Genomic DNA, 22,137 nt, shown 5'->3' with positions numbered 1-22,137 from the left:
TTTTGATTAAGGCATTAACCGGGGAAACCAGACTAGTTGAACGCTGGCCGTGGCAAAATTCGCCGAAGATGTAAAAAGGAATTGCGGAAAAATTCGGTTTTTCGCGCACAAACAATGAATGTTGTTCATGTAACCATTAAATAATATCAATATTCATCATAGTTAAGTCGTCCTAGAATTAGCTCATGACGTAAAACGTCAATTTAATTTCGATCTTGGGACTTTAGATTATTATGAGTAGCAAATTCACTTACACCATTAACACTGTTCGCTTTGATGAGCACTACTCTCCTGCGGACGACACTCGCCTTACTACAAACTTTGCTAACCTGGCCCGCGGTGAAGCCCGCCAGGAGAATCTCCGTAAAGCGATAAACATGATCAATAACAATTTTAATAGCCTGGCAAACTGGGATAACCCGCAAAAAGACCGTTATTCTGTAGAGCTCGATATTGTGCATGTTGATGTTGACGTTGAAGGCAACGGTGAGACGTTTCCAACGATTGAAGTGTTGAAAACCAGTATCGTAGATCACTATTCGAATAAGCGTATAGAAGGTATTGTGGGCAACAATTTTTCTTCTTATGTACGCGACTACGATTTCAGTGTGGTATTGCGCAAGCATAATGAAGGAAAAGACCATTTCTCAGTGCCGGAAAATTACGGTGAACTGCACGGTAAAATGTTTCAGGATTTTATCAATTCCTCAGCTTATGAGGAAAACTTCAGTAAACCGCCTGTCATTTGTTTAAGTGTTTCAGACAACAAAACGTATCATCGAACCAGTAATAAGCACCCTGTGTTAGGCACGGAATACAAACCCGATGACACATCTTTAACAGAGCAATACTTCAAAACAATGGGGATGAAAGTACGTTACTTCATGCCTGCGAATAGTTCAGCGCCCTACGCTTTCTTTTTCTTCGGCGATTTACTGAACGACTACAGCGTGTTGGAACTCATCAGTACGCTTAGCACAATGGAAACATTCCAGAAGATTTATCGACCAGAAATCTACAACACGAATTCTGTCGCTGGCGAGGTATACAAACCCAGCTTAAGAAATCACGACCACTCAGTTACGCAAGTGGTATACGACAAGGAAGAGCGCGCTCGTCTCGCCATTGAGCAAGGTAAATGGTGCGAAGAAAACTTCATTCAGAAACATGAAAATACGCTTAAGCAATGGGCCTCTGACATTGCGTCTGCATACTGATTTTACGCTACAGGTAGTATTATAATGACAAAATTATTCCCGACCTCCACCGCCGGAAGCCTGCCAAAGCCATCGTGGTTGGCACAACCTGAACAGCTTTGGTCTCCTTGGAAACTAGAAGGAGAAGCACTGATTGCAGGTAAAAATGATGCCCTTCGGGTAACGCTGCAAGAACAAGAAAAATCAGGTATCGATATTGTCAGCGACGGAGAGCAGACTCGACAGCACTTTGTCACAACCTTTATTGAAAACCTAAGTGGCGTTGACTTTGAAAATAAAAAGACAGTGAGAATTCGCAATCGCTACGATGCCAGCGTGCCCGGTATTGTCGGGCCGGTAAGCCGCCAGAAACCTGTGTTCATTGAAGATGCTAAGTTCCTGCGGGCGCAAACCGATCGCCCAATTAAATGGGCACTCCCCGGCCCGATGACCATGGTTGATACCCTTTATGACGATTATTATAAAGACCGTAAAACGTTAGCTTTTGAATTCGCAAAAGCGTTGAATGAAGAAGCTAAAGAGCTTGAAGCCGCCGGCGTGAATATTATTCAGTTTGATGAACCAGCTTTTAACGTGTTCCTCGATGACGTTAATGAATGGGGAATCAAAGCACTGGAAAAAGCATGTGAAGGCTTAAAATGCGAAACGGCAGTGCATATTTGTTATGGCTACGGCATTAAGGCTAATACAGACTGGAAAAAAACATTAGGCGAAGAATGGCGCCACTATGAAAAAACGTTCCCTGCTATCCAAAAATCGAGCATCGACATTATTTCATTGGAATGTCATAACGGGCGCGTGCCGTTTGAAGTGCTTGCGTTGCTCAAAGGCAAAAAAGTGATGGTTGGCGCTATCGATGTGGCTACCCCGGAAATAGAAAGTGCCGAGGACGTTGCAGCGACGATTCGAGAAGCCTTGAAGTACATTGATGCGGACAAACTCTACCCTTGCACCAACTGCGGCATGGCGCCCTTGTCTAGAGAAGTCGCCAGAGGCAAGCTTGCAGCATTGGCAGCAGGCGCTGATATCGTTAGAGAAGAGTTATCAGCCTAGATTACACCCGTGATTTAGTTGAAGCACATTGACCGCGTTGAAACGGAAAATGTGCTTCCAAATTTACTTTTATCCAGTGAAAATCATTGGCTGAATGCAGACAATGGATGGCTAGATTGCAACGTTAAATGTACCCGCTGATCAGGCATGACCTTAAGCTCATGAGATACTCTGGCACTCACCGTTTCACCAGAATCCAGCGCAGCAAACAGTAATCGGCTGCCCCCTTCAAAACGACTCCGCAATACGGTGGCATTGGCATGTTCTGGGCTGTGCGACACAATCACATCATCCGGCCTAACCAGTAACTCCACTAACTCTTGAGAATTATCTGCGGTATACACCGGTGCGTTGCCAATGGCTGTCTCAACGTTACTACCTGCAATACGGCCTTGTAAAAAACTGGCTTCGCCAAGAAAACGGGCGACAAATTTACTGGCCGGCTTTTCGAAACACTGCTCTGGCGTCTCCAGTTGTTCCAGTACACCTTTATTTAAAATACCCACTCTGTCACCAACCGAAAGGGCTTCGTCTTGATCGTGGGTTACCCAAATTGCCGGCACACCTGCCTTCTTAAGCGCATCGCGAATATCCCAGCGCAAGCTGTCTTTTAGTGCTGCATCCAAATTTGAAAGCGGTTCGTCGAGCAACACATAGCTTGGCTCATGTGCCAGCGTTCTGGCCAGCGCCACCCGCTGCTTTTGTCCACCAGATAATCGTGAAGGCTTAGCCTGTCGGAAGTCACTGAGCCCGAGTAATTCCAACCAGTGATCAGCCAGCGTATTGTCTTTCAATCTGAACTGAACATTTTGCTCTACAGTAAGATGAGGAAAAAGGGCAAAGTCCTGAAACACCATACCCACATTACGTTTTTCCGGCGGGACTGATTTTTCCGGCGTGGAGATCCATCCACCTTGTGCAATTTTCCCTTCAGCAACAGGGATCAAACCCGCCAGCGCTTGTAATACCGTTGTTTTGCCGCAACCAGTAGGTCCGACTAACATTAAGATCTCGCTTTCGTTAAGCTTAAGATCTAAATTTCGGACCACGCGATTAGATCCATAATCGACTGATAAACCATTAACTTCTAGCATCAGGAATGTTGACTCTCGTTAACTGAAAATTCTGCTTTTCGCTCGCCAGTGAGCATCAGGATCAACCCAAGCCCGGAAATGAACACTAAACATAAACCCGGCACCGCAGCACGACCGAAATAGCCAGCTTCATAAACGCGCCACAAATAGGTTGCTAGCGTTTCAAAACCGGTTGGACCTAGCATCAATGTTGCCGGTAATTCGCGCATAACTTCAAGGAACACCAATGCGGCGCCGGCAATCATGCCGCGGGCTGTAAGGGGTAAGGTAACACGAAAAAAAGCTTCTTTCGGCGAAGCGCCCAGCACCCGTGCTGCGTTTACCAGACCACCGTCCTGATTTTCAGTGGTACTACGAACCGTACTCACCGCTAGCGGCAAAAAGCGCAATACATAGGCAATCACCAGCAAGCCCAGCGTTTGATACAGAACCGGAATTTGTAATCCTAAATATACTAAGGCTGTGCCCATGACAATACCGGGCACACCGAACCCGAAATAAGTAATGCGCTCAAAGAACCGTCCTACACGACCTGCAATGGCAGCATGGGCCACGGGTATGGCCAGAATGACAGCAACAACAGCGGCTAGCATAGACGCATAGGCAGAATTCCACGCATAGGCAATATCAAACCCTTCGGCACCTTCCTGCAAAAGCCACAAGGTAAAAATGCCTAAAGGCAGAACCAAAGACATGAGAACAACTGGCGAAAACAGCCCCACGAAACTAAGACTTTTCGCTGGATGCATGTGTATTTGAATATGCTTACCCGGCCTCTCCTTTGCGCCTCGAATTTGTGATTCAATAAACAAAATCAATACCACGATAAGCATGAGTTGAAGCGATAACATGGCAGCCTGACTAAGGCCAAAGGCATTGTATTCAACAAAGATGACCCGGGTAAATGTGTCCAGCCCCATGATCGCCGGCGTACCAAAATCAGATAACGCATAAAGCGCAGCCAACAGCGCACCAGCGGCAATGCTGTTCACCACCCGGGGCAATACAATGCGCCAAATACTCGCGGCTAATGATAAACCTAACGTGCGTGCAGCATTTATCTGACTGGCATCCAGACTTAGCAGTGCCGAGCGGGTCGTCATCATCACAAACGGATAGGTGTACAATGTCATGACCAAGCCGGCTCCCCATACCCCTTCCAGAGAAGGCGTCGTTAAGCCAGTTAAACTTTCAATCTCGCCACCGCGGCCGAAGGAAAAATACAGGGTAAATGCACCGAGGTAACTCGGCATTGCAAGGGGTGCTGCAAATAGGATCAGCCACAAACGCTTTAGCGGGAGGTTCACGTAGGCGGTGAGCAATGCCAACGGCACGCCAATCAGCACCGCGCCAAGCACTGTAAGTCCCATTAATGCCAACGTATTTAACAATACGGTGATATTTCTGGTATCAAAAAAGGCGGTATTGTCAGAGGCAAGACTAAATAAAACGCCAACTGGCAAAATTGCAATCACCGCAATGATGATTGCAAAGGGATAAGATTTAGGCAGGTTTTTCACAGAACGCCAACATTCCTCATCAAATCTAATGTCGGTCTTATATCAGCTAATTTACGAAGATCCAAATCAGGAGGAGAAATACTGCTCAGTGGGGTAAGTCCAACAGGCGGCGCAACACCAGCAACCAATGGGATTTCGTTAGCCTCCGTTGCCAAATAAGACTGCACTTCCTTAGTAAGCAGGTAGCGAATAAAGTTTATCGGTAAATCACCCTCAGTGAGAGAAATAATGCCAGAGGCATTCACCAGACATCCGGCGTCATTCTTGGTATAGGCAATATCCACCTTGGCATCTGGCTTACCGGCTTTTAGTCGCAACGTGTAATAATGATTGGCAAAACCCAAATCGACTTCACCGCGTTCAACGCCCATTACCACACCCAGTTCGCCTGCATATTTCTTCGCCTTGCTATTCACACCTTTCAGCCAGTTGGCTGTGGCTTTTTCGCCCTCAAGAATGCGCATTGCGGTGACAAAAGACTGGAAAGACGCATAAGCAGGCGCCCAACCTAATTTCAGATCGGTGTCGGCAAGGGCCATCACACTGTCAGGAATCTGGTCTACGCGCACTCGCTCAGTATTATACGGTAAGGTGCGAATACGCCCGGTTACTGGCGACCACATGGGATACTGAAAGCCCGGTTTTAATTGATTAACCACATCATCAGGTAGGGGCTTGGCCAATCCCTGATTAGTGATCATACCAATAGAACCCGTATCTACCGCCCAGAACAAATCTGCTCGTTTAACACCGGCTTTAGCTTCGGCGACTAGCATATTGGCAAGCTCTGCCGTTGCACCGCGGCGAATTTGCAGATTCAATGCCGGGTTCTTTTTCTTTATCGCTTCAAGCACATTCTCGTAAAGTCCGCCCTCACCTCTGCCAAGATAAAGCGTGAGGTCACCTTTCAATTTGGGTAGTGAATCAACGGATACCGCATTAGCCGGATTGGCGAAGGACATGCCCGGTAACAGCCCCAGACCGCCAGCTAAGCCAGCCAGCCCTAAGCCCTGAACGAACGTTCTGCGTTGCATAATAAATCCTTAAAACACGCTTTTACGATTTTTTTCCGCTTCTGCCAGTAACGCATAGGCCTTATCTAACTTAACCTGCATGGCATTCACCACGTCACGCACCGCATCTACGCCTTTGTCTTGCTCAATAGCCTGCGGCAATAAAACATTGAAATCTTTCTCCAGATCTTCAACCAGTGGCGCATCGAGTTCAATTAACGCGCCCTCAATGCCTTCGAAGCGTTGCAGATAGGTATCAAAAACCAGTGTGGTTGCCACTTCAGACAATTGTTCTGCATACTTCGCGACAACACGGTCAAGACGCACTTTAATGTCATCAATCACTTCCGTTGGCGTTGTCGGTTCAGTTTCTGTGGTTTGAACCTGCTCAATTAGTCCTTTTTTCTGATATTGAGAAGCCAGTTTTACCGCGCCAAGGCCCTGCCATAAAGCATGCACCAGTTTTGCTTCTTCAGCACGAACGGCTGATGCATCTGCGCCCTTGTCGATCGCCGTTTTAACACCGTAAATACCTTGCCAAATGGTGGCGTAGACAGGCACATATTGAGTTTCAATGGCTGAATGGAAATCCACTTCTTCCCAGTACTCAATCATAACATCAGTATCAACTTTTCCTTTACCCTGCTTTTCATAAGCATCGACAACGGCACCGAATTTATCTTCCAGCCACTGTACTTCTTCTGCGTACTCGCCTAAATGCGCGTGAAGGTTGTTAACATGGTCTCCAATCGCACCATTAGCTGAAACCTGAAAAGAAAAACTACCAAAAGAAAGTGCCAGTATTAAGGCGATTTTACAACGGGCTGATCCTGAAAACGTCATGATTAATCCTTACGTATATAATTTTGCAAATGATACTTATTATCAATTAGCATGTAAAGTGATGGCTTCGTTGCTTATCCTTCGAACAGAGGCTTATGATGAAAAACAAATTGGGTTCAGCACACCGAAAAAAAATAACTTACCTTCACTCTACCAGTTGCCATCAGGCTTTAGCAAAAGAAGCATTTCTTTTAGAACAAATAATGGCGAATGAACTTGATCAAAGCTTGTTCTTATGGCGCTGTAACCAACCCACTATTGTATTTCCCGCAGGTCGGAAATGGATGATGAATGAGCAGTTATCAAACTGGCTCACTTCCCGTAACTGGCAATATATCTCTAGGAAAACAGGCGGTTCGCCGGTACCACAAACCAGAGGAATGATTAACATATCTCATCTATATCTGTGGTCGGAAAGTGGTACTAGCCCATGCCTGTATTCTTGTTGATGATGTGATTGAGCAAATTATTGAGCCTGTTAATGCATGCAACAGATTCAACGGAATACAGGATGAAATAGCAGAAACAGCACATACAAGTCTGAATACGCACCTCACCACAAAACAAACTTCAGAATCGCTGTTTCCCCGCATTACAGAGGCATTTATGCGACCCGGGGAATACGTGACAAATGCAAATATATAGCAATCAATCTTGTTTCATTGATGATGGACTTGCTATTCCTTGCAAACTACAAACCTCTCTGGATTCGCTCTCGAAAACTATTATTTGCTTTAGTGAACCCACCTGTTTTTTATTTTCACTTGACAAGAAAATGATAACAATTATCATTTGCATTAAATTGATATGATATAACATTGCTAGGAATGAATTATGAAAAGTGGCATACACCCAGAATATCGAGACGTTGTATTTCATGACACCAGTGTAGACGAATATTTCATCATCGGTTCTACCCTGAAAACGAGTCGTACTATCGATTGGAAAGACGGAAAAACGTACCCCTACTATCCGATTGAAACATCATCTGCTTCTCACCCTTATTACACCGGCAAACAAAAAGCGATTCAATCAGAGGGCCGAATCGCAAACTTCAACCGACGCTTTGGGCAATTATCAAAAAAAGGTAAGTGATAATGAAGGTGGTAAAATCTTTAAAAAGTGCGAAAAATCGGCATCCCGATTGTCAGGTGGTTAAACGACGCGGACGCGTGTATGTCATTTGCAAGTCTAATCCACGTTTTAAGGCCGTGCAGCACTAGTCTGCCGACTGGACTGTGCACGCCGAGAAAATCGTTCACCCTAGCTTGGTGAACGTTTAAGTACAACCTACCTTGAAACCTAAATTGGAAGGATTTTTCGATGTTTCCTTACCTATTTAGGTTGGGTAAAGACAAAACAAAGGTCGTGCCTTTGCCCAATTCACTCGTGCACTGTATATCTCCATTAAGTTGCTGAGTTATCAAATTATATAAAATGAACATTCCCAGACCCGTGTTACCATTGCTTCGATTTGTTGTGAAAAAAGGCTCAAATATGTTACTTGAAACATCAGCGCTCATGCCTTTGCCATTGTCTCTATACAGTAACTTTATTGATTCATCAGCTTGTTTGACTTCAATAATGATCTTTCCTGAACTATCTTCGTCAAACGCATAATCCAAAGACTTGGCTATAAGGTTACTTAATATTTTCGCTAAAGCATCAGGGTAGCTTGTTAATTCTATATTTTCATCACACTCGATACTGAATATAATATTTCTGCTTAAAAACTTATTAATATAGATGGAATTAACATCATCTAAAATTTCTTTTAAATTAAATTTTGTAATTTCCTCACTTGAATTACCCACACTTACCTGCTTGAAGTAGCTTATAAGTGTTGATGATCTTGACAAGTTATTCGCTATTAAATCTACTGTTTCATTAACAGATGAAAAGTACTCTATTAACTGAGACTCTGTTATTTCATTATCGCTAAGCGCAGTGTGTACTTCTTCCGTTATCTCTGTTATAAAAGACGCACTCGTAATACATATTCCAATCGGTGTATTAAGCTCGTGCGCAACGCCTGATACCAATCTACCTAGCGAGGCCATTTTTTCCGATTCTACTAGTTTTTTTTGAGTATCACGTAATTCTTCGGTTCTTTTCCTCACCTTTTCTTCTAGTGCTATCGTGGTTTGAAATAAAGAAAAGTCACTGGATTCACTATTAATACCTTGCTCAGCGCGCGTTGCCAGAACATCGATTATTTTATTCAAACGATTTATTTCACTAATATACTCTTGTTTTGATAAATCATTCATTTGAGAAGCCTATTGCTATTCCTGTGCAAGTTTGGTTTACATGTAAGCCATTTATTTGCTCGCCATAAGTACTAAACCCGACAGCATTATGTTTTACTAATAAATTGGAGACTTTTGATAAATTTTCAGTTTCTTTAAGCTCTAAGCGACGTAATATACAGTCAAAAGTAAGTAATCCTTGAATTTCTCCCATGTCGTTTTCAATACTTTCAATTGAGGCTTTCATACTGTCATGCAGGTCATTTCCCTGCGCAAGACGTAACACTATCCCGACATCAATAGCACAATAAAAAGTTAAACTGCCGTCATCATTAACGCATTTTATCGAACGTACAAATTCATCTTTCCCAATAACGACAACTGTGGGATGACTGGCAATTAATGCTTCGGTTAACTCTTCAGGCGAAGAAAGCCCAAGCATTCGAGCATATTCTTCAGCAGCAGGAAAACCATTCAATTCAGTAACAATACGATCTTTAGGTATTGCGTCAGTAACGATCATTCTCTTGCTCGTTGAATAAATATGTTGCGACTTCAATATGTTAAAAGGCAATGTAGTTGAAACTAACATAAGCGCCGCACAATCCACATGCATTTCACCTTTATAATATAAATAGGTAGCAACAAAATGTAGGTTATCGCCAGCAGAACCACCTACCAGTGGTACATTTGAAATAGCATTGGATACTGTTCTGACGAAGGGTTCTTCACAGCAAGAAACGCCATCAATAAGCAACAAAGAAAAAAGTTCACCGCTATTTTTTACATTATATAAATCGTTATGATTTCTATATAACCTCTGGGTTTTTTCATGCCAAACATTTAATTCCATTTTACTGATTGATGGGTAGATCAATGAACTTATCTTGAAATATTCCTTTGAAAAAGCGATAGCCGTTATGCTTTTTTCATCATAACCATTTAATCCTATTTCTCCTGATGTTGAACACCCAACTACTTCAACACAGGATAATGAGTTATTTATAGCCTTACTTAGTGAGCATCTGTTATATGAAATAGAAAAAAACAGCATAACAAACACGTTTGAATTCAAATCTAATTGCTCAGTTATTTCTTTTATCGCTGCATCTGCGTCGGTAAGTTTAGTTGAGGTAATCGTTATGCCACTACTCATAGATATTTACTGCCTTTAGTTTAAGGTGTACTAAGTTCAGAATTCTTGTGCCAGAACCACAGCTTTGTATGAATTACTGCTATTCTATAATTTAGTCAAACTTCGAACTTTATCCAGTCTCGAACTCATATAATAAGTACATCATTGATAGCTTAACGGTGAGCAAAGATCGTTTGAAATCTGTGAAGTCATCGAAGAGCCCTACAAACCGGTATCCTGACTGACTGCCGATGTGGGCAGCGTCATTTGGAATAGTCGACGGCCAATATGGCGTTTTGATGACGCCGATATCAATGCCTACAAAGCAAGCGGGTCAGCAAACACCGCTATCAAAGAGATGTGTATCAAATAAAATAGAGAAATATTGACTCGTCACTCATTAATGATAATAATTCTCAATATCATTAATGAGATGTAATTGAATTATGCTTAAACAACTTGTTGCCAGGAAATGCCCTTGTTGTAGGCATGAAGTCCCGCTTTCTCATCGTCTATTGTTTCTAATACGCGAACCCGTTACCTGCCGTTATTGCACAAAAACGCTGAGACCAGATATCCGAATTATGAGCGTTAATATGTTCTGGTTGAGTATAACGGTGGCGTGGGGAGTATTGAGATATACCGATTTGACGAATATGCCGGCTTTTCTGGTAGCCGTTTGCAGCGCGAATCTGCTCCTTCCTGCTCTCGATCTGCTATTTCCATTAGAAGAGAATTGATTAGCCCAAACGAGCAAACTGCGAGTTCGGGCTGTAAGAACCTAAAATTCAGCGTTATACGTTGTTTATGCCATACCCCAAAGTATGTACAAACCAAAGAGCAAAAAGCCTGCTGTCACAACAGAATAAAAGGTGTGGAAAACAGTGGCAAACCCGCCAATGGGTACTTTCTGCGTGTAGTCTGTTCCTATCTGCCATCCGGCAAGTAGCGAGTTCAGCATAACCACCACAAGCGTAATAGAGGCATACACTTTAAACCCCATTGATTGATGAAATGCAGTCCAGGTTTGATAGTCAACAGTGTCCATATTAAACACACTAAACAGGTAAAAAGCGGCAAAGATAAAAATCATTACATTGCTAATACGCTGAAAAATCCATTCTTTCACGCCATTGCGCTTAATATTCATTGTCGCTAACCCCACACCCAAAAACCGAACAACACACTTAAGAGAACGCCCGCGGCAATGGCTACCTGTGAAATGAGCTTACCGCCTTCCAATGTTTCGAAGTGACCAAATTCTTGGATAAGATGCTTGATCCCTCCCATGATGTAATAACCCAACGCAGTTAGAAATCCCCACAGGAAAAACTGCGCAATAAAATTATCTTGGATGAGCACCTTTGCACTACCAAAACTTTCTTCGCTTTGTAAAGAGACGAATAACAATGGCAAAAAATAGGCCAGTGAAAACCAGATAATCACTGCACATATCCGGTGTAAAATGGAGGCAAGACCCATAACCGGTAATTTAATTGTGGTTAAGTCCATATTTCGTGGACGTGTATCTTTCATTTAACAGTTCCTTTAGTTAAGGCACACTCGATAATAATTCTTATTTGCAATAAGATACTCCATTTTGCAAACGCCGACAATGTTAGCCAAAGGTGTACTACACAATTTTCACATATGAACTAAACTTCCCTCTCCGCTGTATCAGCAAAGTAGTCGCTCAGGAGAATTCAGTGAAACAACCTTTACCCATGCAGTTATTCGAGTTGTGGACACTGGCTCCCCAGGTCATCGCCAATCGTCTGTATCGAATGTCAACGTCAACCCGGTTACCGGCCAAATCTGATATCTGGGAAATGAATGAAATGTGGATTGAAAAAGTCATTGCAGCAGGTACGGCCATGCAGGCTGTTACTATGGATTCTGCGAAGTTTCAGGCCAAAGCCGTATCGGAGATGGTGGGCACGGCTTCGTCACCCGCTATGCTGCCTCAGGCGCTGTCTCAAATTATGTTTCGCTATGCACCTGCTGCCAGCATGAAAATGACAGAAAGTATGGTTAAACCGTTCCACAGTAAGGTTAAATCGAACGCAAAGCGCCTGCTCTAGGCGCTTTCAAGTCTTTTTGTATCTGAGTAACACCTCAAAACTCGACAATTAACAGCAATGTCGCCGCTGTTGCCGCGCCCATGGCCAAATTGAATCCGCGACGGCGGTTGGGGCTATTCAACCAATCTCGCAGTTTCGCTCCCGCCCCTGCCCAAAGAGAAATAGCAGGAAAACCGATAGCCGCAAATGTCAACATGATCATCGCCCCTGAAAGCACGTAATCGTCGCCAGGCAGTGAAAACGTACTCACACTTCCTAGCGCCATCATCCACGCTTTTGGGTTTACAAATTGGAATAGGGCCGCCTGCCACCAGCGCAAAGGCTGACTGTCGATGTCATCATTCTCACTGATTGCCGCGACGGGTCCGCTGGCAATTTTCCATGCCAGCCAGAGTAAATATGCCGAACCGGCAACATTTAGCACCGAATACAGCGACGGATACAATGTAAACAGGGCGCCAAGTCCTAGTAGAACACAAAACAACAGTATGGCTACGCCTATTACGATACCAATCATGTGCGGCAATGTGCGCGTAAAGCCAAACTGTGCACCTGATGCCAGTAACATCATGTTATTCGGGCCCGGAGTGACGGAGGTAACAAATGCAAAAGCTGCAATGCCAAATAATAAAGAAAGTTCCATGTTGTTTTCGCCGCTATATAAAGTTTTCAAATAAAGTGAATGCGTTATGACGTACTCTATTGAACTCGACTGTATTGTTTTATAGATAAATAAACAGGCAAATGACCATACACATTTTATGTTCTAGCACTGTATGGTCAAAAATCACCAAATCTGTATGGTTATTCTTACTAAAACTGTACGGTATATTACTGTGTATGTTTTTAAAGGATTGACTATGAGCCGATATCAGCAACTTGCTGCACGTCTGAAAGAGCAGATCCAATTGGGCTATTTCGCCCCGGCATCCCGTTTACCGTCTGTTCGCCAGCTTGCCAGCGAGCATGGTGTGAGTTTATCTACTGTTCAGGAAGCCTATCGCGTACTGGAACGAGACCAGCTTATTGTAGCGCGTCCGAAGTCTGGCTACTTTGTTGCTGAAGAGCGAAAAGCCATTAATCGGCCTGAACAGTCCAAACCTCCTCAACGCCCCATGGACGTCTCATTGTGGGAAGATGTTTTAGCCATGTTGTTGGGTCATGGTGTAGATGCTGTTTGTGAGTTTCAGCACGCCATGCCTGATATGGCTTCATCCACGCTCAAGCCGCTGTTAAAAAGCCTTTATGAGCTGAATCGTCATCGCCCACAAGATGGCATGAAATACGGTCACATTCAGGGTGATGCGGGACTTCGCGAACAACTTGCCCGGCTTACGGCATCGGCCGGTTGCCATTTAATGGCTGAAGATTTTGTGGTGACGTCGGGCTGTCAGGAGGCTTTATCGGTTTGTTTACGGGCTGTGGCTGAACCTGGCGATATTGTCGCGGTAGAATCACCCGGCTTTTATGGCGCCATGCAGGCGATAAAAGCCGCCAACCTGAAAGCACTGGAAATTCCCACCGATTCCCGGGATGGAATGAGCATTGATGCGCTGCGTCTTGCCATGGACCAATGGCCGGTAAAAACGATTCTGGTTACACCTACGGTAAATAATCCCCAGGGATATGTCATGCCGCTGGAAAAAAAGCAGGCCTTATATCAATTGGCCCAAGAATTTGATATCGCCATCATTGAAGACGATATTTATGGCGACATTGCCTTTGATTATCCGCGGCCTAAAACCCTAAAATCATTCGATGATGATGGCCGCGTTCTCCTTTGTTCCTCATTCTCTAAAACGCTGGCTCCCGGTTTTCGTGTGGGCTGGATTGCACCAGGCCGCTATCGTGACAAAGTCACCCATATTAAGTATGTCAGCAGTTCTATGTGCCCTACTTTGCCCCAGCTTGCTATTGGCAGGTTCATCCGCGAAGGGGGTTATGAACGGCACCTAAGCGCCATGCGACAGCACTATCGTAAGGCCAGAGATCTCATGCTAGAGGATATCAGACGGTTTTTCCCCGAGCAGACACGGGTAAGTTACCCGGAAGGTGGCTTTGTTTTATGGATGGAATTACCCAAAAAATACGACGCGGTAAAATTGGCGGAACGTGCCAAGCAAGCTGGCATTATTTTGGCCCCAGGCCAGATGTTTTCCGCAACGGGCAAATATCGTCATTGTCTTCGCTTTAATTTCATTGATAGAAACCATGCATCGAGGAAAACGGCGCTTCGCACCCTTTCTGAGTTTTTGCCTGAATGCCGGTTGTCGACGTCTTGATCCTCAGGACAACAAAAATATTGGCTTTCGTTGCCCGCCAAGACCACTATTTTCTCATCTACCACTTTTTGCCCTAACGCCTATCTGCTAACATCAATAAATGATAATGATTATCACTATCAAGGGATAAAAAAGGAGTGTAACATGATTTTAGGCAACCGATTTTCTAAACTAAGCCTATTTTGCTTAGGTTTTGCCACTGCAATGATTTCAGTTTCGGGTTGTGCTGCGGATAAGGCGAAAACCGAGAACACCTCAGCCCCTGCCCCTTGTCAGGCACCCAGTTATGTATTTGGATGGCAATTTATAGAAGAGAATTGCGACTTTTCGCCCCGGGGTGGCACGTCAACGGGCACGCAAACCACCAAAGATTCCACACCATCGGTGCATTGGCGTAACCTGCAAAAAGATGGCCTTTCAACTTATGAGCGCGACCGTGAAGCCATTCTGGCCATGTCGGGTTACTTCAGAGTGAGCTTTGATTTTATCGAAACCATGGGATTTTCTCCTGATTATCAGCCTTCAAAACCTTATCGCTCCTGGGGCACGGAATGGGTAGCCGTTGTCGAAGATAAACCTGATTTTATCAGTCTGCAGCATATCATGGTCATGGTTTTCGTAGATGAAAACGGTCAAGCCAGTGAGCCAATGGTGATGAAGCATTGGCGACAGGATTGGCAATATGAAAAGTCCAGCGAATTTGTGTATGCCGGAAATCAAACCTGGGAAAACCATCCGCTTGATGAACAACAAAATGCTGGCCACTGGTCTCAGTCAGTATTTCAAGTGGATGATTCTCCTCGCTATGAATCGCATGGAATATGGGAACACAAAGGCAATCGTTCGCAATGGGTGAGCGATGTTACCTGGCGGCCGTTGCCTCGTCGTGAAAGCAGTGTCAGAAGTGATTACCAAGTACTGGAGGGTGTAAACAAACACATTATTCTGCCTGATGGCTGGGTTCAGGAAGAGGAAAACTACAAGTTAGTGTTATCCGACAGTGGAAAGCCCTCGACCACTTCACCCTATATTGCTAAAGAATTTGGTATTGCCCGATATGAACGCATTAAAGATCACGATTTTTCACCTGGTGAAACCTACTGGGAAAAAACGGCGAATTACTGGCGAGATGTCAGAACGGTATGGCACGAACTGGCAGAACAAAACAAAGCGATAGTCATCAGTAAAAAAGCGAACGGTGTATCGATGTTTATGCCGTTCTTCGGTCGCGCCCAGAAAATCGCCGACGGCGGGCAATACGACAGTGATGAAGAAATAAAACAAATCCGAAGCACATTGGCGCCGTATTTAAAAATGGTGACTGATCCGCAGGAACAAACTCAGTGAATCAGTGACTAACCTTTTTAACAGGGTAAAGTGAACAGACACCGAAGGCTTTTTAGCAAACTCGTAAAAGGAAACCTGACTATGTGCGATCATCACACTGAAGCGGATGCAGATAACGCCGTAAAAAACGCAACGACATTGAGCCGCAGAAACTTCCATAAACTCGTTGCAGTAGGCTCATTAGCTACCGCGTTTCCGCAGTTTACTCAGGCACGAGGAAGCGTTAAAACTGAAGAAGTTTCGGTAAAAACGCCTGACGGCGAAGCGGATTGTTTACTTACCTATCCAGAAGGCGGTGCCTTTGCTGGCGTGGTGATGTGGCCAGACATCAAAGGCCGTCGCACAGCCTTTGATTTAATGGGGCAACGTCTGGCAGCGAAAGGTTATGCGGTGCTGGTAGTGAACCCATTTTATCGTGATGTGAAAGGCGCAGCCTTGCCTCAAGGCATCGAGTTTCCCTCTGAAGCGGCCTGGGGCGTACTTAGCCCTATGCGGGCCAAACTTACCCAACAAAATACAAACAATGACAACCGTGCATTCTTTAATTTTCTTAACCAGCAGGATGCCGTTGACGCCTCGAAACCCAAAGCGGTTATGGGCTACTGCATGAGTGGCAGCTTTACTATTTTTGCTGCCGCCGCATTCCCTGATGAAGTTGGCGCCATTGCGTCGTTCCATGGTGGCGGTTTGGCGACTGACGACGAAAATAGTCCACATCTGCTAGTGAAAGACAGCAAAGCAGTTGCAATACACGCCGTTGCTGAAAACGATGCACAAAGGAGTCCGGACATGACGCCCCTGTTATCCGAAGCTTATGAGGAAGCGGGCATTGACGCAGATATTGCCATTTACCCTGGCACTTTGCATGGCTGGACGCCACCGGATTCAAAAGTGTACAACGAGAAACAAGCCGACATCGCCTGGAACCGCATGCTAGAGGTATTTGAAAAAGGCCTTAAGGGCTAGTCATCGGCGTAAAGCATACAAGACGTTAAAAAGCCGACGTTTTTCAGTATTCATGCTCAAATATCTGGTTTAGATATCTGAGCCATTGAACCTGTAAACGCCGGCTTTTAAGTTTTCACCTTGTCACAATGACAAACATCTCGCTATAACGCTTTAATATTATCATTGCCGTCTCTGTCGATGAGCTTCACGAAGGGATCAACCCCGGCGTAAGCTGGCATCTCAGGCACCGTTATAGTTATTTTATTCTCACCACTTGTTAGTTTATGTTTCGCCTTGTAAAGGATCTGGTTGTCTTCCTGGAGCTTATCAGGGTTCACCGTAAACAATACAATATCGACCAACTCATTCAGCGGCTGTTCCGTTTCTCGCCCTTCACCATCCGCTTCATACTTCGCAGCGGTAATGGTTAGCGTTACTTCAAACTCTTCATTCACCTGGGCTGATTCTACATTGGTAATTTTAAGATCGTACAAAGTAATACGCGTGAACAAGTCTGCGATAAACCCTTGCTCTTCCGGGGTGGCAACGGCATTTAATTCTGACAACAAATCAAGCGTTGTCGGGAATGGGTTCGATTGATAACGGAATTTTTCCAGAAGTGACTGAAGGGCACTATTCAAACGCGACTCACCGAGTCTGTCTAACAGCGCCATCATCACCACAGAGCCTTTGCGATAGTGAATGTAATTCTGGTTCTGACTGCGCATAAATGGCATTTCTTCCAAGATCTCGTTACTTCTACCCATTAAGTAACGGTCTAGCTCATACTTCACAAACTTACGCATTTTGTTAGCGCCATAACGCTGTTGCAGCACCATCAATGCACTGTACTGCGATAAGCTCTCCGACAAAATTGCACTGCCCTGAACGTTCGCAGCGCCGAGCTGGTGTCCCCACCATTGGTGCGCCATTTCGTGGGCGGTAACATAGTACACATAATCAATATCATCAGGGTCACGCAGGTCAGCGGTAAACCCGATATCTTCAGAGTAAGGCACGGTATTAGCGAAACTTTGGGCAAAGGAACGGTAGCCTGGAAATTCAATAATACGCACCTGTCGATGCTGATAGGGGCCAAAGGCTGAGCCAAAATAATCCAGTGAATCTTTGACACTTTGCATCATAGTATCGAGGTTCCAGGTATGTTTTTCATCGTAGTAAATTTCGATGTTAATGCCTTTATACACTTCACGTTTTACTTCATGACTTGCAGACAAGAAAGAGTAAAAATTCACCATAGGCGCGTCCATTTTGTAATGGAAATAGTGACGCCCGTTTTCACTCCAATCTTTTTGAAGGTACCCCGGTGCAATGGCAATCTGCCCTTCCGACGTTGAAATCGTGGTTTCAAAATCGATGAAGTTGACGCCCTTGCCAAAGAAGCTTTCGGTGTATTTACTGGTATCTTCCAGTTTGGCTGCCACAGGCCGCTCAGGTAAATCTCGCTTGCGACGTTCATGGCGGTCGGTAATAACCCTATCACCACGGAAGCCCATGGTTGGAAACAGTTCATAATTATTAATAAACGTGCCATTTTCAGCCACCGTTACATCGGTATTCCGATCGCGGAAACCATTGTGATCTCGAACCACAGAAAGGGTGCCGGCTATGGTTGACCCAGGTAACATAGGCTCTGCAAATTCAAGCCAAGCCGAATCAAATTCGTCAATCTGTTCGACCACTGAGGCGCCAGGTAAATCAATCGCCCACTCCACGGTATTCGACGGCACAGTCAACAACACCCGCTTGATCGGGGTATCTGCACTATTCTCAAAAACAACATCGGCTTTGGCCTCTATGCGGCGCTGTTCAGGGAATATATCGACATGTGCATCAACCTTGGTAATGACAGGAATGTTGTCATCTTCATACTGAGCAAACTCAAGCTCATACGCAGCTTGTAAGTCTAACCTTTCATCCTGACCAACAAATTCATTTACCACCTTAGTGTTGTAATGAATAAAACCGCCTGTGAGGAAAAATACAATCAAACTGGCCGCTAGCAAACCCTTGCCGGTTCGTCCCATCTGATAACCCAACAAACGTAACCGATCTTTCAGTTTATTTTCTGGACCCCGTTGCCACAGACCAAAGCCAATAACAGATAGCGCCAGGCTCAGCGCACCCCAGTAGAGCATGTACCAATTAAACCCAGCTAAAAACCAGCCGAAACCGTTTAAATCTGAATACGGCACGGAAGGCCCCTGCCCGTAATGCCACATAGTGTGTTCAGCACCTAACTGACTCAGCACCATAGAACCAAGTAAATAGGCCGACGAAAGCAGCATACCAATGAACTTATTCGGGCTGAGTACCTGAATAAAAAAGGTGAGTACGCTAAGCCAAATAAATGGCATGAGTTTTACGTAAAATAACCCAACGGCGTACACATCAAACTCAAAGAGGGTATAGCCTTTTGATACCTGGAAGAAAAGCGTGAAAGCCATACCTATTAAACAAAGCACAACCAATACGGCCCACATGGAAAACAATTTGCTTACCCAGAATACGGCATTAAAAACTGGCGTTGACTCGATGATGTCACCCATACCACTGCCCCGTTCCCGCCACACGATTTCTGCGCTGTAATAGATAATCACGATGAGGAAGGTCAGGAAGAAGTTGTCGTAGATGGCATCAACCATGTAACGTGTCAAAGGCCAGTTTCCGGTACCGTACATTCCCTGAAAATCAACGGCATACATGCCACTTAGATTAAACAGGGTAAAAACCAGCAGTACGATCATGGCGGGGCTTAGTAGCACCTGACGCATCTCAAACTTTAAACACGTGATGAACTTATGCCATTGAAAGCCCCCAGAGGCTTTATACCTGATTTTATTATCGACAGGCGCAGGAACACGCGACGCTTTCGTTGGTTTCACTTTGCGGTTACTTTGCTGCCAGCGCAGTGAAAATAGCCCGCCAAATGCGAGTAAGACAATACTTCCCGCGGCAAGCCATATGAGTCGGTTCTGCAACAGTAAACCGCTAAATGAAATAAGCGAGGTGTTTTTGTCGAAGGCCGTCCAATATCGGCTTATTTCACCAAACGTTCTCACGGCAAAGGGGTCGAGCATGGCACCTATTTCTCGGTATTCAGGCTCATTGGTGAGTAAGCCACCCACCACGTAGGCAATAAATACGCCCATTGCTGTAAGGTAACTCGCCATGACAGAGCGGGTTCGATGGGCAACCGCGTAGAAAATCATGCCCATGGAAAAAAATCCAGGCACAATAATATAAAGATAAGGCGTAAGGTAGTAACTCAGTACCGTTGGCCCGAGGCGCTCAGGGTCGACCCACGGCATGAATGAACCAATGAGTACACCAATGGGCACCATGGCGAAAACGGTGAGGCTGACCAAAACCGCCCCCGTAAAACGACCTAATTGATACTGCAGAGGATTGACCGGCCGGGTATAGATGAGTTCGCTCATTTTCGATGTGTGGTTGCGGGTTGCGGTACCAGCAATAAAATTCACTAACAAAAATAGCGCGAAAATACCCATGATGATGGTGATCTGCGCAATGGCGTAACTGCCGTTGTACAACGAGTTAGCGCCTCCAATCCTTACGTTATCGGATACCGTCGCCAAAAACGGCAAAAGGAAAAACACTAAAGCAGTAACAGTAAATGAAGGCTGGCGTAAATAATAACGCCATTCAAAAGCAAGACTTTTCCAGAACATGATCCCGCCCCTTATGCAGCGTTAGCGGTGTGTTTACGTGACTGGTAAAGCGTTGAGAAATACACATCCTCAAGGTTTGCCGGTGCCGGAGAGAAACCGGCAGGTGCCTCATCAGCCATAACATGTACCACGTGTTTTCCAGCGATGAGACGTGATGAAATGAGCGCGAAATTTTGCTCTACTTCTTTGAACTCTTCCTGAGAAACCTGCTTACTCCAAATACGGCTGTCCAGTTGATGAGTCAGTTCAATTGGGTTGCCTTCCAAGAGTATTTTTCCCTGCCCCAATACAGCCATGTTAGGACATAACTCGGAAACATCGTCAACGATATGGGTGGAAAGAATGATGACTTTCTCTTCACCAAGACTCACTAGCAGATTATGAAACCGGTTGCGCTCTTCTGGATCAAGACCAGCGGTAGGTTCATCGACAATGATCAGATCAGGGTCGCCAAGCAATGCCTGCGCGATGCCAAATCGCTGACGCATGCCGCCAGAGTAGCCGCTCACCGCTTTATCACGGTGTTGCCATAAATTAGTGTGTACCAATAACCCTTCTACGGCTTCCTTACGTTCTGCTTTGTTGTTGAGTCCTTTCAGTATGGCTAAATGATCAAGCAGACGCTCTGCGCTTATTCGAGGATACACACCAAAGTCCTGTGGCAAGTAACCCAATCGCTGGCGCAATTCATTTGGCTGCGCCAATACGTCTACCCCATCAAATTCGATAGTGCCTTGATCGGGAGTCTGTAATGTGGAAATAGTGCGCATTAGAGAGGATTTGCCCGCACCGTTGGGGCCTAACAGGCCAAACATACCTTTTGGAATGGTCAAATTAATGCTGTCGAGGGCGCGAACGCCATTAGAATACGTTTTTGTAAGTTGGTTTATCGTTAGCATTGCAGTTCCATTTGCTTAGAGTTTTTCGTATTTTTTACTCTATACCAGCCCATTCATCATTGATTGCAGTAATTTGTAACCATTTATCTCAATCTAATGTATTTAACCCTAGTTGTTAGAGAGCTTTTAGAAAGCTGATTTAATTACTATTTAATACGATAAAAATGCAAAATCACGCTGTTTGCTTTTCGCATTCCAGTAGAAATGATCAGTGCCTTATTCAACCAGGCATGCTGGCTGTCCGAGGCTATTTCAAGTTTAGCCGCAGTTCGCATGTAGTATGCAGCGGCGGGTAAATCCTCTCCCTTAGCAAGTCGCGCCAGTACCTCTGGGCTCGCGGTTCTTAAGCCTTCGTTATGCACATAAATGATTTCACCATCACTGGTTTGTAGGCTGTAATCTGCCACAAGATCGGCCGTGCCGTCGGCGCGCACAGTCTGCCAATCTGCGCCACCGCTGAGTACCTTTCCGCTAAGCTGCGGTCCATGGAATGTTCCGCCGTTAATGCCGATAATACGACGCTTTCCGTAGCGTGTAGTACCCACCTCTCTGGGCGGATCTAGTGTGACTGTTGCTTCAAACAAAAACTCAAGCTCAGGCTCGGGGATATCCGCATAGACAGTGGAATCATCTGCCGCGCGGGTTGCGGCGGATAAACAGCAAAAGAAACAGCAAATGAGTGAGACCATACGCAAAACGGAAGGCATGACAGGCACCTTTGTTAATAATTTGTTTAATTTATT

At 45.0% G+C, this 22,137-nt stretch carries 21 protein-coding genes; 9 read left to right on the top strand and 12 right to left on the bottom strand.

The window, feature by feature from the left end; translation table 11 throughout:
* The first annotated feature begins 233 nt into the window (after window positions 1–233).
* Together ACXAFQ_RS04060 and ACXAFQ_RS04055 are read left to right on the top strand one after the other, a co-directional pair.
* A complete protein-coding gene (locus ACXAFQ_RS04060) occupies window positions 234–1,217 on the top strand; it encodes a putative oxygenase MesX (RefSeq protein WP_070123598.1) in 984 nt (327 codons plus the stop codon).
* A 24-nt stretch (window positions 1,218–1,241) separates the two neighbouring features.
* Window positions 1,242–2,270 carry a methionine synthase gene (locus ACXAFQ_RS04055; RefSeq protein ID WP_474818274.1) on the top strand — a complete coding sequence of 343 codons (1,029 nt, stop codon included), beginning with the start codon at window positions 1,242–1,244 and terminating at the stop codon, window positions 2,268–2,270.
* An 83-nt stretch (window positions 2,271–2,353) separates the two neighbouring features.
* On the opposite strand, the gene ACXAFQ_RS04050 is transcribed toward ACXAFQ_RS04055, so the two are convergent.
* From ACXAFQ_RS04050 to ACXAFQ_RS04035, 4 genes are read right to left on the bottom strand one after another with little or no spacing between them, the layout of a single operon-like run.
* Window positions 2,354–3,364, bottom strand: coding sequence for an ABC transporter ATP-binding protein (locus ACXAFQ_RS04050; protein WP_474818273.1), 1,011 nt, complete (start codon window positions 3,362–3,364; stop codon window positions 2,354–2,356).
* On the bottom strand, window positions 3,364–4,884 hold the full coding sequence (locus tag ACXAFQ_RS04045; RefSeq protein ID WP_474818272.1) for an ABC transporter permease: 1,521 nt from the start codon (window positions 4,882–4,884) through the stop codon (window positions 3,364–3,366). Before ACXAFQ_RS04045 ends, ACXAFQ_RS04050 begins: the two co-directional genes overlap by 1 nt.
* On the bottom strand, window positions 4,881–5,918 hold the full coding sequence (locus ACXAFQ_RS04040) for an extracellular solute-binding protein (protein ID WP_474818271.1): 1,038 nt from the start codon (window positions 5,916–5,918) through the stop codon (window positions 4,881–4,883). The genes ACXAFQ_RS04045 and ACXAFQ_RS04040 overlap by 4 nt, the downstream gene beginning before the upstream one ends.
* A gap of 9 nt (window positions 5,919–5,927) precedes the next feature.
* Entirely contained in the window at window positions 5,928–6,740 is an 813-nt protein-coding gene (locus tag ACXAFQ_RS04035) for a hypothetical protein (protein WP_474818270.1), read from the bottom strand.
* On the opposite strand from ACXAFQ_RS04035, the gene ACXAFQ_RS04030 reads away from it, so the two are divergent.
* The 3 genes from ACXAFQ_RS04030 (at window position 6,739) to ykgO (ending at window position 7,963) form a co-directional block, all read left to right on the top strand.
* A complete protein-coding gene (locus ACXAFQ_RS04030; RefSeq protein WP_474818269.1) occupies window positions 6,739–6,954 on the top strand; it encodes a hypothetical protein in 216 nt (71 codons plus the stop codon). The genes ACXAFQ_RS04035 and ACXAFQ_RS04030 overlap by 2 nt on opposite strands.
* A 620-nt stretch (window positions 6,955–7,574) precedes the next feature.
* Window positions 7,575–7,835: a type B 50S ribosomal protein L31 gene (locus ACXAFQ_RS04025; protein ID WP_474818267.1), complete on the top strand. Its 261-nt coding sequence runs from the start codon at window positions 7,575–7,577 to the stop codon at window positions 7,833–7,835.
* Between the two features lie 2 nt (window positions 7,836–7,837).
* A complete protein-coding gene (gene ykgO, locus ACXAFQ_RS04020) occupies window positions 7,838–7,963 on the top strand; it encodes a type B 50S ribosomal protein L36 (protein WP_474818266.1) in 126 nt (41 codons plus the stop codon).
* Window positions 7,964–8,071: 108 nt separating this feature from the next.
* Here the strand turns inward: ykgO and ACXAFQ_RS04015 are convergent, their stop codons facing one another.
* From ACXAFQ_RS04015 to sdhC, 4 genes are all read right to left on the bottom strand, one after another.
* Window positions 8,072–9,010 (bottom strand): sensor histidine kinase, encoded by a 939-nt coding sequence (locus ACXAFQ_RS04015; protein ID WP_474818265.1) that lies wholly within the window; start codon window positions 9,008–9,010, stop codon window positions 8,072–8,074.
* Window positions 9,003–10,145: an FIST N-terminal domain-containing protein gene (locus ACXAFQ_RS04010; RefSeq protein ID WP_474818264.1), complete on the bottom strand. Its 1,143-nt coding sequence runs from the start codon at window positions 10,143–10,145 to the stop codon at window positions 9,003–9,005. The genes ACXAFQ_RS04015 and ACXAFQ_RS04010 overlap by 8 nt, the downstream gene beginning before the upstream one ends.
* Window positions 10,146–10,929: 784 nt before the next feature.
* On the bottom strand, window positions 10,930–11,274 hold the full coding sequence (gene sdhD / locus ACXAFQ_RS04005) for a succinate dehydrogenase, hydrophobic membrane anchor protein (RefSeq protein WP_474818263.1): 345 nt from the start codon (window positions 11,272–11,274) through the stop codon (window positions 10,930–10,932).
* Window positions 11,275–11,279: 5 nt separating this feature from the next.
* On the bottom strand, window positions 11,280–11,660 hold the full coding sequence (sdhC, locus tag ACXAFQ_RS04000; RefSeq protein ID WP_474818262.1) for a succinate dehydrogenase, cytochrome b556 subunit: 381 nt from the start codon (window positions 11,658–11,660) through the stop codon (window positions 11,280–11,282).
* A 170-nt stretch (window positions 11,661–11,830) separates the two neighbouring features.
* Between sdhC and ACXAFQ_RS03995 the strand changes: the two genes are divergently transcribed.
* Complete coding sequence (locus ACXAFQ_RS03995; RefSeq protein WP_474818261.1) at window positions 11,831–12,205, top strand: hypothetical protein; 375 nt, start codon at window positions 11,831–11,833, stop codon at window positions 12,203–12,205.
* Window positions 12,206–12,239: 34 nt separating this feature from the next.
* On the opposite strand, the gene ACXAFQ_RS03990 is transcribed toward ACXAFQ_RS03995, so the two are convergent.
* Window positions 12,240–12,848 (bottom strand): LysE family translocator, encoded by a 609-nt coding sequence (locus ACXAFQ_RS03990; RefSeq protein WP_474818260.1) that lies wholly within the window; start codon window positions 12,846–12,848, stop codon window positions 12,240–12,242.
* Window positions 12,849–13,065: 217 nt separating this feature from the next.
* On the opposite strand from ACXAFQ_RS03990, the gene ACXAFQ_RS03985 reads away from it, so the two are divergent.
* The 3 genes from ACXAFQ_RS03985 to ACXAFQ_RS03975 all read left to right on the top strand — a co-directional run bounded on the left by ACXAFQ_RS03985 (window position 13,066) and on the right by ACXAFQ_RS03975 (window position 16,800).
* A complete protein-coding gene (locus ACXAFQ_RS03985) occupies window positions 13,066–14,487 on the top strand; it encodes an aminotransferase-like domain-containing protein (RefSeq protein ID WP_474818259.1) in 1,422 nt (473 codons plus the stop codon).
* A 144-nt stretch (window positions 14,488–14,631) separates the two neighbouring features.
* Window positions 14,632–15,834, top strand: a complete 1,203-nt coding sequence (locus ACXAFQ_RS03980; RefSeq protein WP_474818258.1) for a DUF6607 family protein — start codon at window positions 14,632–14,634, stop codon at window positions 15,832–15,834.
* Between the two features lie 81 nt (window positions 15,835–15,915).
* Window positions 15,916–16,800 (top strand): dienelactone hydrolase family protein, encoded by an 885-nt coding sequence (locus ACXAFQ_RS03975; RefSeq protein WP_474818257.1) that lies wholly within the window; start codon window positions 15,916–15,918, stop codon window positions 16,798–16,800.
* 143 nt (window positions 16,801–16,943) lie between these two features.
* Here the strand turns inward: ACXAFQ_RS03975 and ACXAFQ_RS03970 are convergent, their stop codons facing one another.
* The 3 genes from ACXAFQ_RS03970 to ACXAFQ_RS03960 all read right to left on the bottom strand — a co-directional run bounded on the left by ACXAFQ_RS03970 (window position 16,944) and on the right by ACXAFQ_RS03960 (window position 22,101).
* Complete coding sequence (locus ACXAFQ_RS03970; protein WP_474818256.1) at window positions 16,944–20,495, bottom strand: ABC transporter permease/M1 family aminopeptidase; 3,552 nt, start codon at window positions 20,493–20,495, stop codon at window positions 16,944–16,946.
* Between the two features lie 11 nt (window positions 20,496–20,506).
* Window positions 20,507–21,394, bottom strand: coding sequence for an ABC transporter ATP-binding protein (locus ACXAFQ_RS03965; protein WP_474818255.1), 888 nt, complete (start codon window positions 21,392–21,394; stop codon window positions 20,507–20,509).
* Window positions 21,395–21,540: 146 nt separating this feature from the next.
* On the bottom strand, window positions 21,541–22,101 hold the full coding sequence (locus ACXAFQ_RS03960) for a DUF3237 domain-containing protein (RefSeq protein ID WP_474818254.1): 561 nt from the start codon (window positions 22,099–22,101) through the stop codon (window positions 21,541–21,543).
* Between the last annotated feature and the right edge of the window lie 36 nt (window positions 22,102–22,137).

Source organism: Alteromonas sp. ABH2_165 (assembly GCF_056159945.1).
Note: the sequence above shows the minus strand (reverse complement) of the source record. Positions and strands in the feature narration are given on the sequence as shown.